We start from the raw sequence: 13,715 nt of genomic DNA on the forward strand, positions 1-13,715 counted from the left end.
ATGGCTTTAGCCTCTCTTTACTCGCGGCAGCGGGTTCGCCTGCTGCTGGCGTTAATAACGGGTGCCATCGGCACCCTTTCCTTTTCCCCTTATGATTTCTGGCCCGCCGCCCTGATTTCGCTGTTCGGCCTGCAACTGTTGTTGCTGGATCGCCGTACCGCGCAGGCTTCAGCCATCGGTTTTGCCTGGGGTTTTGGCCTGTTCGGCAGCGGCATTAACTGGGTGTACGTCAGCATCGCCACCTTCGGTGGTATGCCCGGACCGGTTAACGTGTTCCTGGTGGTGCTGCTGGCAGCCTATTTGTCTCTCTATCCAATGCTGTTTGCCATCCTGCTTAATCGCCTGTGGCCGCGTGCCACGCTATGGCGTCTGGCGGTAGCGGCTCCGGCATTATGGCAAATCACCGAGTTCCTGCGTGGCTGGATCCTGACGGGCTTCCCCTGGTTACAGTTCGGCTACAGCCAGATTGATGGCCCGCTGAAAGGACTGGCTCCACTGGCGGGCGTGGAAACCATCACCTTCCTGTTAATGGTGATTGCCGGTTTGCTGGTGTTTGCACTACATCAGCGCAGCGTGAAAAGCCTGGTTGCTGCCGTTTTGTTGTTACTGCTGCCGTGGCCGTTACGCATGTTGCAGTGGTATCAGCCACTGCCAGAGCGCAGCGTCGATGTCGCAATGGTTCAGGGCAATATTCCACAATCGATGAAATGGGATCCGCAGCAGTTGCTGAATACGCTGCGGGTTTACACCTCGTACAGCCAGCCGTGGATGGGCAAAGCACCGATCATTATCTGGCCGGAATCGGCGATTACCGACTTAGAAAGCAATCAGCAGCCGTTCCTGCATGCGCTGGATGAAGAACTGCGTGCGCGTGGCAGTTCACTGATCACTGGCATCGTCGATTCGCGTCTGGAAGGTGACAATCGTTACCATGATTACAACTCCGTAATTGTGCTGGGCGGCGAGCATCCTTACAGCTACCAGAGCCAGAACCGTTATCAGAAGAATCACCTGGTGCCCTTTGGTGAGTTTGTACCGCTGGAAGATTTGTTACGACCACTGGCCCCGTTCTTTGATTTGCCGATGTCGTCATTCAGCCGTGGAGCCTATATTCAGCCGCAATTAAAAGTGGCGGGCTACAACCTGACCAGCGCCATCTGCTATGAGATCGTGCTGGGCGAACAGGTACGTGCTAATTTCCGCCCGGACACCAATTTCCTGCTGACCGTGTCGAACGATGCCTGGTTTGGTCACTCAATCGGCCCGTGGCAGCACTTCCAGATGGCAAGAATGCGCGCGCTGGAGTTGGGTCGTCCGTTACTGCGTGATACCAACAATGGCGTTACCGCAGTGGTCAATGCCAACGGCGATGTTGAGAAGATGCTGCCGCAGTTCACGCGTGATGTGCTGTCAGCGAAAGTGACACCCACCACAGGTGAGACACCTTACGCCAAAGCCGGTGTATGGCCGGTATGGGTGCTGACCCTGCTGGGCGTCCTGCTGGGTCTGATACGCCGTCGTCGCTGATCTACCATTCCCTTCTCAAGGCGAAGCTCATCCTTCGCCTTTTTTTATCGCATTTTTCCGCTCCATTCCCGTCGCTTTGCCACATTCTCTGCTGGATTTTTACACTCTCTAATTGCTTTGGCACGATCATTGCTATTTATTTCAGTGTTTTTCGCAAACATCAGCTTTTGTCAGCATATTGCAATGGGTCGTGCACCATAAAAAAGCGCCAATGCGCACCATTTTTGCGCAAAGGAGAGATTTTGCCTCCTGCTGGTGCGGCGCGGCTCGCAAAAAAGAAACTTGTCTGTTTCATTGTGTTAACAATTCGCTATGTTAAACACTATCCTGCGCGCAGTTGCGCTAGAGGATGACCAGAAAAGCAGCGAAAAATACACACAACATCACAATCTGCGCAGTTTATCTGCTGTGCATCAGCAATACGAAGGAGTTGGAGATGAAATTACGGAAACTGGGCCTTTGCCTGGCTCTGGCTGGCCTCGCCTCCGTGGCTCATGCGGAAGATGCCAAACCGGCAACTGCTGCACCAGCCGCCACCCCAGCAGATCAGCAAGTCAGTACGCTGGAAAAAATCAGCAAAAATGGCGTGATTGTCGTCGGGCATCGCGAATCGTCTGTTCCCTTCTCTTACTACGACAATGAGCAAAAAGTCGTTGGCTATTCGCAGGATTATTCCAACGCGATCGTTGAAGCCATTAAGAAAAAGCTAAACAAACCGGATCTGCAGGTCAAAATGCTGCCGATCACCTCCCAAAACCGCATCCCGTTGCTGCAAAACGGCACCTTTGATTTCGAGTGTGGATCTACCACTAATAACCTCGAGCGTCAGCAACAGGCCGCGTTCTCTGACACCATCTTCGTAGTCGGTACGCGTCTGCTGGTAAAAAAAGGCGGCGAGATCAAAGATTTTGATGATCTGAAGGGTAAAACCGTCGTTGTCACTTCAGGCACCACCTCTGAAATTTTGCTGAATAAGCTGAATGATTCGAAAAAAATGGGTATGCGCATTATCAGCGCTAAAGATCACGGTGACTCATTCCGTACGCTGGAAACCGGTCGTGCCGTGGCCTTTATGATGGATGATGCCCTGCTGGCCGGTGAGCGCGCCAAAGCGAAGAAACCGGATAATTGGGTGATCCTCGGTACGCCGCAGTCACACGAAGCCTATGGCTGTATGCTGCGTAAAAATGATCCGGAATTTAAGAAGCTGATGGACGATACCATTGCTCAGGCACAGACCTCTGGCGAAGCGGCGAAATGGTTCGACAAATGGTTCAAAAATCCAATTCCGCCAAAAGGTATGAACATCAATTTTGATCTGTCGGATGACATGAAAGCACTGTTCAAAGCGCCAAACGACAAGGCAATGAATTAACAATGAAAATAAGGGCAGCCCTGCTGCCCTCTCGATTGCTGAAAACGCGGTGCGGACAGACAGACTCTCTCAGGTCGTTCCCCTGTAAAGAGTAAACAAGACACCGTTCATCAATCTTCTGGGTAGCTGAAGCTCAGCTACCCTTTTTTTACCGGAGCTATTATGGGTATCGACTGGAACTGGGGCATCTTTTTACAACAGGCCCCGTTCGGCAATACGACCTACCTCGGCTGGCTGTGGTCCGGATTTCAGGTGACCATCGCCGTCTCCTGCTGCGCCTGGATTATCGCTTTCTTCGTAGGTTCCTTCTTTGGCATTCTGCGTACCGTGCCTAATCGCTGGCTTGCCACCCTCGGCACCTGCTACGTGGAGCTGTTCCGTAATATTCCGCTGATTGTGCAATTCTTCTTCTGGTATCTGGTCGCACCGGAACTGGTGGGGGAAAGTCTGGGTATGTGGTTTAAATCGGAGCTGGATCCCAACATCCAATTCTTTTCTTCGTCGGTGATTTGCCTTGGGTTATTCACCGGTGCACGCGTGTCTGAACAGGTACGTGCCGCAATTCAGTCGCTACCGCGTGGGCAGAAAAATGCCGGTCTGGCGATGGGCCTGACCCTGCCTCAAACGTACCGCTATGTGCTGTTACCGAACGCCTATCGCGTGATTGTGCCGCCCATGACGTCGGAGATGCTCAACCTGGTGAAAAACTCGGCCATCGCCTCTACCATCGGCCTGGTAGATATGGCTGCACAGGCCGGTAAGCTGCTGGATTATTCCGCACACGCCTATGAATCTTTCACCGCCATCACCCTGGCCTACATTGGTATCAACCTGGTGATCATGCTGCTCATGAGTCTGGTAGAGCGTAAAGTGCGTCTGCCCGGCAATGTAGGAGGGAAATAATGTACGATTTTGACTGGAGCTCAATTCCTCCCAGCCTGCCCTTCCTGCTGCAAGGTATGGTGATTACGCTCAAAATCACTGTTACTGCCGTGGTGTTTGGCATCATCTGGGGTACCATTCTGGCGGTAATGCGCCTGTCCTCCTTCGCCCCCATCCGCTGGTTTGCCAAACTGTACGTAAACCTGTTCCGTTCCGTACCGCTGGTTATGGTGCTGTTGTGGTTCTACCTGGTGGTACCAAGTTTTCTGCAACAGGTGCTGGGATTGTCGCCGAAAACCGATATCCGTCTGATCTCGGCGATGGTGGCTTTTTCGCTGTTTGAAGCTGCGTACTATTCGGAGATTATCCGCGCCGGCATCATCAGTATCGCGCGCGGTCAGTCCAATGCCGCGCTGGCACTGGGTATGACCCACTGGCAATCGATGCAACTGGTGATCCTGCCGCAGGCGTTTCGTGCCATGGTGCCGCTGTTGCTCACCCAGGGGATTGTTCTGTTTCAGGATACCTCGCTGGTTTATGTCCTCAGCCTGGCTGATTTCTTCCGTACCGCTTCAACCATTGGTGAGCGTGACGGTACCCAGGTCGAAATGGTTTTGTTTGCGGGCCTGGTTTACTTTGTCATCAGCCTGAGCGCCTCGCTGTTGGTTAGCTATCTGAAAAGAAAAAGGACGGTTTAAATGATTAGCCTGAAAAATGTTTCTAAGTGGTACGGGCACTTTCAGGTGCTGACCGATTGCTCCACCGAAGTCAAAACCGGTGAAGTGGTGGTGGTGTGCGGTCCGTCGGGTTCCGGTAAATCAACGCTGATCAAAACGGTAAATGGCCTGGAGCCGATTCAGCAGGGCAGCATTCAGGTCACGGGCATCGAAGTTAACGACAAAAAAACCAACCTCGCACAGTTACGCAGCAAGGTCGGGATGGTGTTCCAGCATTTCGAACTGTTCCCGCATCTGAGCATCGTTGACAACCTGACCCTGGCGCAGGTGAAAGTGCTGAAGCGTGACAAAAAGCTGGCGCGGGAAAAAGGTCTGAAACTGCTGGCGCGCGTTGGCTTATCTGCCCATGCGGATAAATTCCCTGGCCAGCTCTCTGGTGGTCAGCAGCAGCGTGTGGCGATTGCCCGTGCGCTGTGCATGGACCCGGTGGCGATGCTGTTCGATGAACCGACCTCCGCGCTTGACCCGGAAATGATCAACGAAGTGCTGGATGTGATGGTGGAACTGGCGCAGGAAGGGATGACCATGATGGTGGTGACCCATGAAATGGGCTTTGCACGCAAAGTGGCTAACCGCGTGATCTTTATGGATGAAGGCAAAATTGTTGAAGACACCAATAAGGATGACTTCTTTAACAATCCGCAGTCGGATCGTGCCAAAGACTTCCTCGCGAAGATCTTGCATTAAATCGCGCCGCGACACGGAATGCATCGGGCAGCAACGCTGCCCGATGTTTTTTAGGGTTCAAACGGCTGGCGTTGGAAATGATCGTGCCCGCATTCCGGGCAACGGGTTAGAGTTTCCGGGGTATAAATAGCGCGGGTAAACTGACATTTCTCACATACCAGGTTTCCCAGCCCCACGACCTCGCCGCTTTGATAGACACCGTGATGACGCAGATCCTGAAACACCTCGCGCCACTCCAGCTGGCTCTTGTCGGTGATATCCGCCAGCTCCTTCCAGATACTCTCGCGAATCACCCGCATAAACACCGAATCGCCCAGCACGCTGGAAGACTCTTCATAGCTAAGGGCAAATTCCTGCAAATCTCGCCTGACGGCATGTAACACTTCATCAACCTGATCCGACGTTAAATCCTGCTGCGCCAGTAGCCGCAGACGCGCACTGGCGACCAGCGCATCAATATCACGTTCACCGCGTTCCAGCCGCTGGGTTAATGCCGCTACCGTTGCACGATATACCTGCGCCACGTTATTCATTTTGTTCTCCTTTCTGCTGCGAATGCTCTGATTAAGTTTAGTCACTTGCGAGTCAGGTCGCGGGGGAAATCGCAAAAGGGTGAATACGGCGGCGCATTCGGCAGAAATCGCCCAGGCAAAGGCGTGAAGTGTTGTTGAGGGGCTACCTTATGGGTATGCTATGCGGATCTAAAAGTACGCTAAGTGCGATATTCATTAAGGACCACAGGCAGCCATGCAAGAGCAATACCGCCCGGAAGAGATAGAATCCCGCGTCCAGCAGCACTGGGACGAAAATGAAACCTTTAAAGTGACCGAGCAGGAAGGCAAAGAGAAATACTACTGCCTCTCTATGCTACCCTATCCTTCCGGCCGCCTGCACATGGGCCATGTGCGTAACTACACCATCGGTGATGTGATTGCCCGCTACCAACGTATGCTGGGCAAAAACGTGCTGCAGCCAATCGGCTGGGATGCGTTTGGTCTGCCTGCTGAAGGCGCGGCGGTAAAAAACAATACTGCCCCGGCCCCCTGGACTTATGACAATATCCAGTACATGAAAAACCAGCTCAAACTGCTGGGTTTTGGTTATGACTGGAGCCGTGAACTGGCGACCTGCCAGCCTGAATACTATCGCTGGGAACAGTGGTTCTTCACCAAACTGTATGAAAAAGGTCTGGTTTACAAAAAGACCTCAGCGGTTAACTGGTGCCCAAATGATCTGACTGTGCTGGCGAACGAGCAGGTTATCGACGGTTGCTGCTGGCGTTGCGACACCAAAGTTGAGCGCAAAGAGATCCCGCAGTGGTTTGTCAAAATCACCGATTATGCAGAAGAACTGCTGAACGACCTCGACAAGCTGGAAGACTGGCCTGAGCAGGTTAAAACCATGCAGCGCAACTGGATTGGTCGCTCAGAAGGGGTGGAAATCACCTTTGACGTGGCCTTCAGCGCAGAAAAAGTCACGGTCTACACCACCCGTCCGGATACCTTCCTGGGTGCCACCTATGTCGCCGTCGCCGCAGGTCACCCGCTGGCACAGCAGGCCGCAGCGACCAACCCGGCGCTGTCTGACTTCATCGATGAATGCCGCAATACCAAAGTGGCTGAAGCTGATATGGCGACGATGGAGAAAAAAGGCATGGCCACCGGCCTGCATGTTATCCATCCGTTGACCGGCGAAGAGCTCCCGGTATGGGTTGCCAACTTTGTGTTGATGGAATACGGCACCGGTGCGGTGATGGCTGTTCCGGGCCATGACCAGCGCGACTGGGAATTTGCGACTAAATATTCGTTGCCGATCAAACCGGTAATCCTGAACCTTGATGGCACCGAGCCAGATATCAGCGCCGCAGCGATGACCGAAAAAGGCTCGCTGTTCAACTCCGGCGACTACAACGGTCTCAGCCACGAAGCAGGCTTTAACGCCATCGCTGACGCGCTGGCCGCCAAAGGCGTCGGCGTGCGTAAAGTGAACTACCGTCTGCGCGACTGGGGTGTCTCCCGTCAGCGTTACTGGGGCGCACCGATCCCGATGGTGACGCTGGAAGATGGCACCGTGATGCCAACGCCGGAGGATCAACTGCCGGTGATCCTGCCAGAAGACGTGGTGATGGATGGTATTACCAGCCCGATTAAAGCTGACCCGGAGTGGGCAAAAACCACCGTAAACGGCCAGCCTGCGCTGCGTGAAACCGATACCTTTGACACCTTTATGGAGTCATCCTGGTACTACGCGCGCTATACCTGCGCTAACTACAATGAAGGCATGCTGGATCCGGCTGCAGCAAACTATTGGCTGCCGGTCGATCAGTATGTGGGTGGTATAGAACACGCCATCATGCACCTGATGTATTTCCGCTTCTATCATAAGCTGCTGCGTGATGCGGGCCTGGTAAACTCTGATGAGCCAGCCAAACGTCTGCTGTGTCAGGGCATGGTATTGGCGGATGCCTTCTACTACGTCGGCGCTAACGGCGAGCGTAACTGGGTGTCTCCGGTAGACGTGAGCGTAGAGCGTGACGAAAAAGGTCGTATCGTCAAAGCTATCGACAATCAGGGCCGTGAAGTGGTTTACGCGGGCATGAGCAAAATGTCGAAGTCGAAAAACAACGGCATCGACCCGCAGTTGATGGTAGAACGTTACGGTGCTGATACTGTTCGTCTGTTCATGATGTTTGCTTCCCCGGCGGAAATGACGCTGGAGTGGCAGGAATCAGGCGTGGAAGGGGCAAACCGCTTCCTGAAACGTGTGTGGAAACTGGCTTACGAACACGTCGCAAAAGGCGCGACCACCGCGCTGGATGTCAACGCGCTGAACGATGATCAGAAAGCGTTGCGTCGCGATCTGCACAAAACCATCGCCAAAGTGGCGGATGATATTGGCCGTCGTCAGACCTTCAATACTGCGATTGCCGCAATTATGGAGCTGATGAACAAACTGATCCGCGCCCCGCAGGATAGCGACCAGGATCGTGCGCTGCTGCAGGAAGCGCTGATTGCCGTCACCCGTCTGCTGTATCCGTTCACCCCGCACACCTGCTACGTACTGTGGGAAGCGCTGGGCGGTGAAGGCAGTGTTGATGACGCCAGCTGGCCGCTTGCAGACGAAGCCGCTATGGTTGAAGATTCATTGCTGGTTGTAGTTCAGGTTAATGGCAAAGTGCGCGGCAAAATCACCGTTGCGCCCGATGCCACCCAGGAGCAGGTGCAGGCGCGTGCCGCGCAGGAGCATCTGGTGGCGAAATATCTGGAAGGCGTCACCATTCGTAAAGTGATTTATGTCCCCGGCAAACTGCTTAACCTGGTCGTAGGTTAAGTTCAGGAGGAACTGTGCGACAACTGATAATCAGGCTGTTTGTCCTGCTGGCGGTGATGATCACCGCTGGCTGTGGTTTTCATCCGCGTGGCACCACTCAGGTGCCCACCGAAATGAAAACGCTGATCGTCTCCACTGGCGACCCTTATGGTCCACTGGCGCGCACCGTCCGTCAGCAGCTGCGCCTCAATAACGTGCGCATTGTTGATGACACCAAAGAGACGCGCAATAACATTCCGACACTGCGTCTCGGTGGCGAAGGCTTTAGTCGCGACACTGCCTCCATATTTATCAGCGGCACCACCGCTGAATATTCACTGGTGATGTCAGTGTCGGCTCAGGTACTGCTGCCAGGTAAAGGTATCTACCCGATCAGCACCACCGTGTATCGTTCTTTCTTCGACAACCCGAACGCCGCACTGGCGAAGGATGCCGAGCAGGACAAGATCATGCAGGAGATGCGTCAGCGTGCCGCCGAACAGCTGGTGCGCAAGCTGCTGACAGTGCATGCGGCACAGGAAAGCAACAAAGATACACTGCCGCAGCCTGAGACGATCTTACCCGGCGAAAGCTCACCGGAAGCACCTTCCTCGTCAGCTACCAGTCTGCAATGATCAGGATCTATCCTGAACAACTTAGCGCGCAACTCCGTGAGGGGCTGCGCGCCTGTTATTTTCTGACCGGTAATGAACCGTTGCTGATTCAGGAAAGCGCTGACGCCATTCGCACCGCGTCAACGGCTCAGGGCTTCGAAGAACATTTCAGTGTCACTCTGGATGCACAAACCAGCTGGGATGACCTGTTTGCCAGCTGCCAGTCGCTCAGCCTGTTTACCCAACGGCAGACACTGACGCTGCAATTCCCGGAAAATGGCCCGAACGCCGCGATGGCCGAGCAACTGGTCAAACTTGCCAGCCTGCTGCACAGCGATATCCTGCTGGTGCTGCGCATGGCGAAGCTGACCAAAGCGCAGGAAAACAGCGCCTGGTTTAAAGCGCTAAGTGCGCAGGCCGTGCTGGTGCCGTGCCAGACCCCCGAACAGGCCCAGTTGCCACGCTGGGTGGCAAATCGCGCCAAAGCCATGAAGCTGAGCGTCGATGATGCCGCAATCCAGCTGCTTTGCTACTGTTATGAAGGCAACCTGCTGGCGCTGGCTCAGGCGCTGGAGCGCCTCTCGTTGTTATGGCCGGATGGCAAACTCACCCTGCCACGGGTCGAAGAAGCGGTAAATGATGCCGCCCACTTTACGCCGTTCCACTGGGTTGATGCCCTGCTGGCGGGCAAAAGTAAGCGCGCCCTGCATATCCTGCATCAGCTGGAGAAGGAAGACAGCGAAGTGGTGATCCTGCTGCGCAGCCTGCAACGCGATCTGCTGACGTTATTGCATCTGCAACGCCATCAGGCCCGACAACCGCTGCGCACGCTGATGGATCAACAACGTATCTGGCAGAACCGCCGGGCGCTGTTTATGGAGGCATTACAACGGCTGGATGCCCGTCGTTTACAGCGCGCGGTGCATCTGCTGGCGGAGCTGGAGCTGTCGCTGAAACAGGACTATGGTCAAAACCTGTGGCCGCAGCTGGAGACCCTGTCTCTGCTGCTATGCCACCGTGATTTCCCAATGAGCTTTGCTGATGTCTGAACTTGACGCCCTGTTCGGCGGCACCTTTGATCCCATCCATTATGGACATCTGCATCCGGTCGAAGCACTGGCCCAGCAGATCGGCCTGAAAAAAGTCACTCTGCTGCCGAACAATGTGCCGCCGCATCGCCCGCAACCCCAGGCCAGTGCGCAACAGCGCGTCGCCATGTTGCACTGCGCCATTGCTGACCGCCCGTTGTTTGATATCGATACGCGCGAGCTGGAGCGGGAAACGCCATCGTGGACGGTGGCAACGCTGGAAGCATTGCGTGCACAACGTGGTGATCAGCAGCCCCTGGGGTTTATCATCGGCCAGGATTCTCTGCTAACGTTAGCCAAATGGCACCGTTGGCAGGATTTGTTGTCGCTGTGTCATTTGCTGGTGTGCAAACGCCCGGGTTATCCGGCGCAAATGGACACCCCTGAGATGCAGCAGTGGCTGGATCAGCATCTCGCGCGCGATGTGCAACAACTGCATCGCCTTCCGGCTGGCCTTATCTGGCTGGCTGATACGCCGCTTTTCGATATTTCAGCCACCGAGATCCGCAAGCGCCGCTTACAGGGCGAGTCCTGCGCGGATTTACTGCCCGCAGCGGTCATCGACTATATCGATCGCGCCGGCCTATACCTTAAATAATTCGGCTTGCAGGCTTGCTGACAGTTAACGCTCCTGCAATTTGATGTATAACGGGTATATATCGCGACCAATCGCGGCATGCTATACTGCGCCGCTTCATTTTTGGCTGCGTTTCCAGGGCATTCAGCCTGCCCGTAATCACCTGATTTAAGGGGAACCTTTTGCAAGGTAAAGCACTCCAAGAGTTCGTTATTGATAAGATTGATGATCTCAAAGGCCAGGATATCGTCGCGCTTGACGTTCAGGGCAAATCCAGCATCACCGATTGCATGATTATCTGCACCGGCACCTCAACCCGTCATGTGACCTCAATTGCTGACCATGTCATGCAGGAGTCACGCGCTGCTGGCCTGAAGCCATTAGGCGTTGAAGGCAAAGCGGCAGCCGACTGGGTGGTGGTCGATCTTGGTGACGTGATTGTGCACGTCATGCAGGAAGACAGCCGTCAGCTGTATGAGCTGGAAAAGCTCTGGAGCTAAGCGGTGAAATTGCAGCTTGTGGCCGTCGGCACCAAAATGCCGGATTGGGTTCAGACCGGTTTCACTGAGTATCTGCGCCGCTTCCCTAAAGATATGCCGCTGGAACTGACCGAAGTGCCAGCAGGCAAACGCGGCAAAAATGCTGACATCAAACGCATTCTTGAAAAAGAAGGTGAAGCGATGCTGGCGGCCGTGGGCAAAGGTAACCGCATTGTGACGCTGGATATTCCCGGGCAACCGTGGGAAACCCCGCAGCTGGCACAGCAGCTGGAGCGCTGGAAGCAGGATGGCCGCGATGTCAGCCTGTTGATCGGCGGGCCTGAAGGCCTGTCGCCTGCCTGTAAGGCGGCGGCAGAGCAAAGCTGGTCACTGTCGGCCCTGACGCTGCCACATCCGCTGGTGCGTGTGCTGGTGGCCGAGAGCCTGTACCGTGCCTGGAGCATCACCGCCAATCATCCTTATCACCGTGAATAAACGCCAGGCCAACCCCGGACATTAAACGCAGCGGATGAAATTACAAAGCAACGCTTTTCGCGATTACACTGCCGAACAAAAGCTGTTTGTCCGTCGGGCTTTGGTGGCCTTTTTCGGCATCCTGCTGCTTTCCGGTATTCTGGTGGTCAACCTGTACCACCTGCAAATTCTGCGTTTTGCTGATTACAGCACCCGCTCCAATGACAACCGCATCAAGCTGGTGCCGGTGGCACCGAGCCGCGGTATCATCTTTGATCGCAACGGCGTGCCGCTGGCGCTGAACCGCACCATTTATCAGGCGGAGCTGGTACCGGAAAAAGTCGATGACCTGAAGCAAACGCTACAGGACTTGCGCCCGATCCTCGATCTCACCGATGACGATTTGGACGCGTTCGAGAAAGAACGCAAGCGCTCTCGCCGCTTCACCTCTATTCCGGTCAAAACCGCCCTGAGCGATGTGCAGGTGGCGCGTTTTGCTGTAAATCAGTACCGCTTCCCGGGTGTGGAAGTGAAAGGCTACCAGCGCCGCTACTATCCCTACGGACAAACGCTGACCCATGTGGTGGGCTACGTGTCGAAAATTAACGATCGTGATGTCACACGTCTCGATCAGGAAGGCAAATGGCCGAACTATGCGGCAACGCATGACATCGGCAAGCTGGGTATCGAAAACTATTACGAGGATGTGCTGCACGGCACCACCGGTTATGAAGAAGTCGAGGTGAATAACCGTGGCCGGGTGATCCGTCAGTTGCATGAACAATCACCTCAGGCCGGGCGCGATATCTATCTCACTATCGACCTCAAATTGCAGCAGTACATTGAAACGCTGCTGGCGGGCAGCCGTGCAGCAGTGGTAGTGAGCGATCCACGCAGCGGGGAAATCCTCGCGCTGGTTTCAACACCAAGCTATGACCCAAATCTGTTTGTCGATGGTATCTCCAGCAAAGATTACAAAGCGTTACTCAACGATGAAAATCGTCCACTTTATAATCGCGCCTTGCAGGCCGCCTACCCTCCGGCATCCACAGTGAAGCCTTATGTCGCAGTATCAGCACTCAGCGCCGGGGTGATTAACCGCAACACCAGCTTGTTTGACCCCGGCTGGTGGCAGTTACCGGGTTCTGAAAAGCGTTATCGTGACTGGAAAAAATGGGGACATGGTCGTCTCAACGTCACCAAAGCACTGGAAGAATCCGCCGATACCTTCTTCTATCAGGTTGCCTATGACATGGGGATTGATCGCCTGTCAGAATGGATGACCAAATTTGGCTACGGCCATCGCACCGGCATTGACCTGCCACAGGAAAGCCCCGGCAATATGCCGACGCGTGACTGGAAGCTGAAACGCTTTAAGAAACCCTGGTATCAGGGCGATACCATCCCGGTGGGGATCGGCCAGGGCTACTGGACCGCCACACCGGTGCAGATGAACAAAGCGATGATGATTTTAATAAACGACGGGGTAATAAAAGTGCCGCATCTGTTGCACGCCACCCGTGAAGGCCACACCATGGTGCCGTATCGCCAGCCAGCAGATGAACCGATTGGCGATATCCACTCCGGTTTCTGGGAGATCGCCAAAGACGGGATGTATGGCGTTGCCAACCGCCCTAACGGGACTGCGCATAAGAGTTTTGCCGATGCCCCTTATAAAATTGCCGCCAAATCCGGTACGGCCCAGGTATTCGGTCTGAAAGAGAACGAAACCTATAACGCACACAAAATCGCTGAGCGTCTGCGTGACCACAAACTGATGACCGCCTTCGCGCCGTTCGATAAACCGCGTGTCGCTGTCACTATGATTCTGGAGAACGGCGGTGCGGGCCCGGCCGTCGGCTCGGTGATGCGTCAGATTCTCGACCACATTATGTTAGGCGATAACAATACGGTGCTGCCAGAAGCCGCACCGACGCCACCCGGTTACGAAGGTGAATAAGCATGT

General features: G+C 54.6%; 13 protein-coding genes. 12 read left to right on the plus strand and 1 reads right to left on the minus strand.

Annotated elements, in window-relative coordinates; translation table 11 throughout:
- From lnt to RCF31_RS07495, 5 genes are all read left to right on the plus strand, one after another.
- Window positions 1-1,527, plus strand: a complete 1,527-nt coding sequence (gene lnt, locus RCF31_RS07475) for an apolipoprotein N-acyltransferase (protein ID WP_416412965.1) — start codon at window positions 1-3, stop codon at window positions 1,525-1,527.
- Window positions 1,528-1,963: 436 nt separating this feature from the next.
- A complete protein-coding gene (locus tag RCF31_RS07480; protein ID WP_416412966.1) occupies window positions 1,964-2,902 on the plus strand; it encodes a glutamate/aspartate ABC transporter substrate-binding protein in 939 nt (312 codons plus the stop codon).
- A gap of 162 nt (window positions 2,903-3,064) precedes the next feature.
- On the plus strand, window positions 3,065-3,805 hold the full coding sequence (locus RCF31_RS07485) for an amino acid ABC transporter permease (protein WP_416412967.1): 741 nt from the start codon (window positions 3,065-3,067) through the stop codon (window positions 3,803-3,805).
- Entirely contained in the window at window positions 3,805-4,482 is a 678-nt protein-coding gene (gene gltK / locus RCF31_RS07490) for a glutamate/aspartate ABC transporter permease GltK (RefSeq protein ID WP_416412968.1), read from the plus strand. The genes RCF31_RS07485 and gltK overlap by 1 nt, the downstream gene beginning before the upstream one ends.
- Window positions 4,483-5,208: an amino acid ABC transporter ATP-binding protein gene (locus RCF31_RS07495; protein WP_084873434.1), complete on the plus strand. Its 726-nt coding sequence runs from the start codon at window positions 4,483-4,485 to the stop codon at window positions 5,206-5,208.
- Between the two features lie 50 nt (window positions 5,209-5,258).
- On the opposite strand, the gene RCF31_RS07500 is transcribed toward RCF31_RS07495, so the two are convergent.
- Window positions 5,259-5,741, minus strand: a complete 483-nt coding sequence (locus tag RCF31_RS07500) for a zinc ribbon-containing protein (RefSeq protein WP_084873431.1) — start codon at window positions 5,739-5,741, stop codon at window positions 5,259-5,261.
- Between the two features lie 214 nt (window positions 5,742-5,955).
- Between RCF31_RS07500 and leuS the strand changes: the two genes are divergently transcribed.
- The 7 genes from leuS to mrdA all read left to right on the plus strand — a co-directional run bounded on the left by leuS (window position 5,956) and on the right by mrdA (window position 13,709).
- Entirely contained in the window at window positions 5,956-8,538 is a 2,583-nt protein-coding gene (gene leuS / locus RCF31_RS07505) for a leucine--tRNA ligase (protein WP_299454894.1), read from the plus strand.
- A 14-nt stretch (window positions 8,539-8,552) separates the two neighbouring features.
- Window positions 8,553-9,152 carry an LPS assembly lipoprotein LptE gene (gene lptE / locus RCF31_RS07510; RefSeq protein WP_416412969.1) on the plus strand — a complete coding sequence of 200 codons (600 nt, stop codon included), beginning with the start codon at window positions 8,553-8,555 and terminating at the stop codon, window positions 9,150-9,152.
- On the plus strand, window positions 9,149-10,180 hold the full coding sequence (holA, locus tag RCF31_RS07515; protein WP_084873422.1) for a DNA polymerase III subunit delta: 1,032 nt from the start codon (window positions 9,149-9,151) through the stop codon (window positions 10,178-10,180). Before lptE ends, holA begins: the two co-directional genes overlap by 4 nt.
- A complete protein-coding gene (gene nadD / locus RCF31_RS07520; protein ID WP_299454902.1) occupies window positions 10,173-10,817 on the plus strand; it encodes a nicotinate-nucleotide adenylyltransferase in 645 nt (214 codons plus the stop codon). The genes holA and nadD overlap by 8 nt, the downstream gene beginning before the upstream one ends.
- A gap of 161 nt (window positions 10,818-10,978) precedes the next feature.
- A complete protein-coding gene (gene rsfS / locus RCF31_RS07525; RefSeq protein ID WP_084873416.1) occupies window positions 10,979-11,296 on the plus strand; it encodes a ribosome silencing factor in 318 nt (105 codons plus the stop codon).
- 3 nt (window positions 11,297-11,299) lie between these two features.
- Entirely contained in the window at window positions 11,300-11,770 is a 471-nt protein-coding gene (gene rlmH / locus RCF31_RS07530) for a 23S rRNA (pseudouridine(1915)-N(3))-methyltransferase RlmH (RefSeq protein ID WP_084873413.1), read from the plus strand.
- 34 nt (window positions 11,771-11,804) lie between these two features.
- Window positions 11,805-13,709, plus strand: coding sequence for a peptidoglycan DD-transpeptidase MrdA (gene mrdA, locus RCF31_RS07535; RefSeq protein WP_299454907.1), 1,905 nt, complete (start codon window positions 11,805-11,807; stop codon window positions 13,707-13,709).
- Window positions 13,710-13,715: the final 6 nt, after the last annotated feature.

The organism is Pantoea sp. App145 (assembly GCF_047947045.1).
GTDB lineage: Bacteria > Pseudomonadota > Gammaproteobacteria > Enterobacterales > Enterobacteriaceae > Pantoea.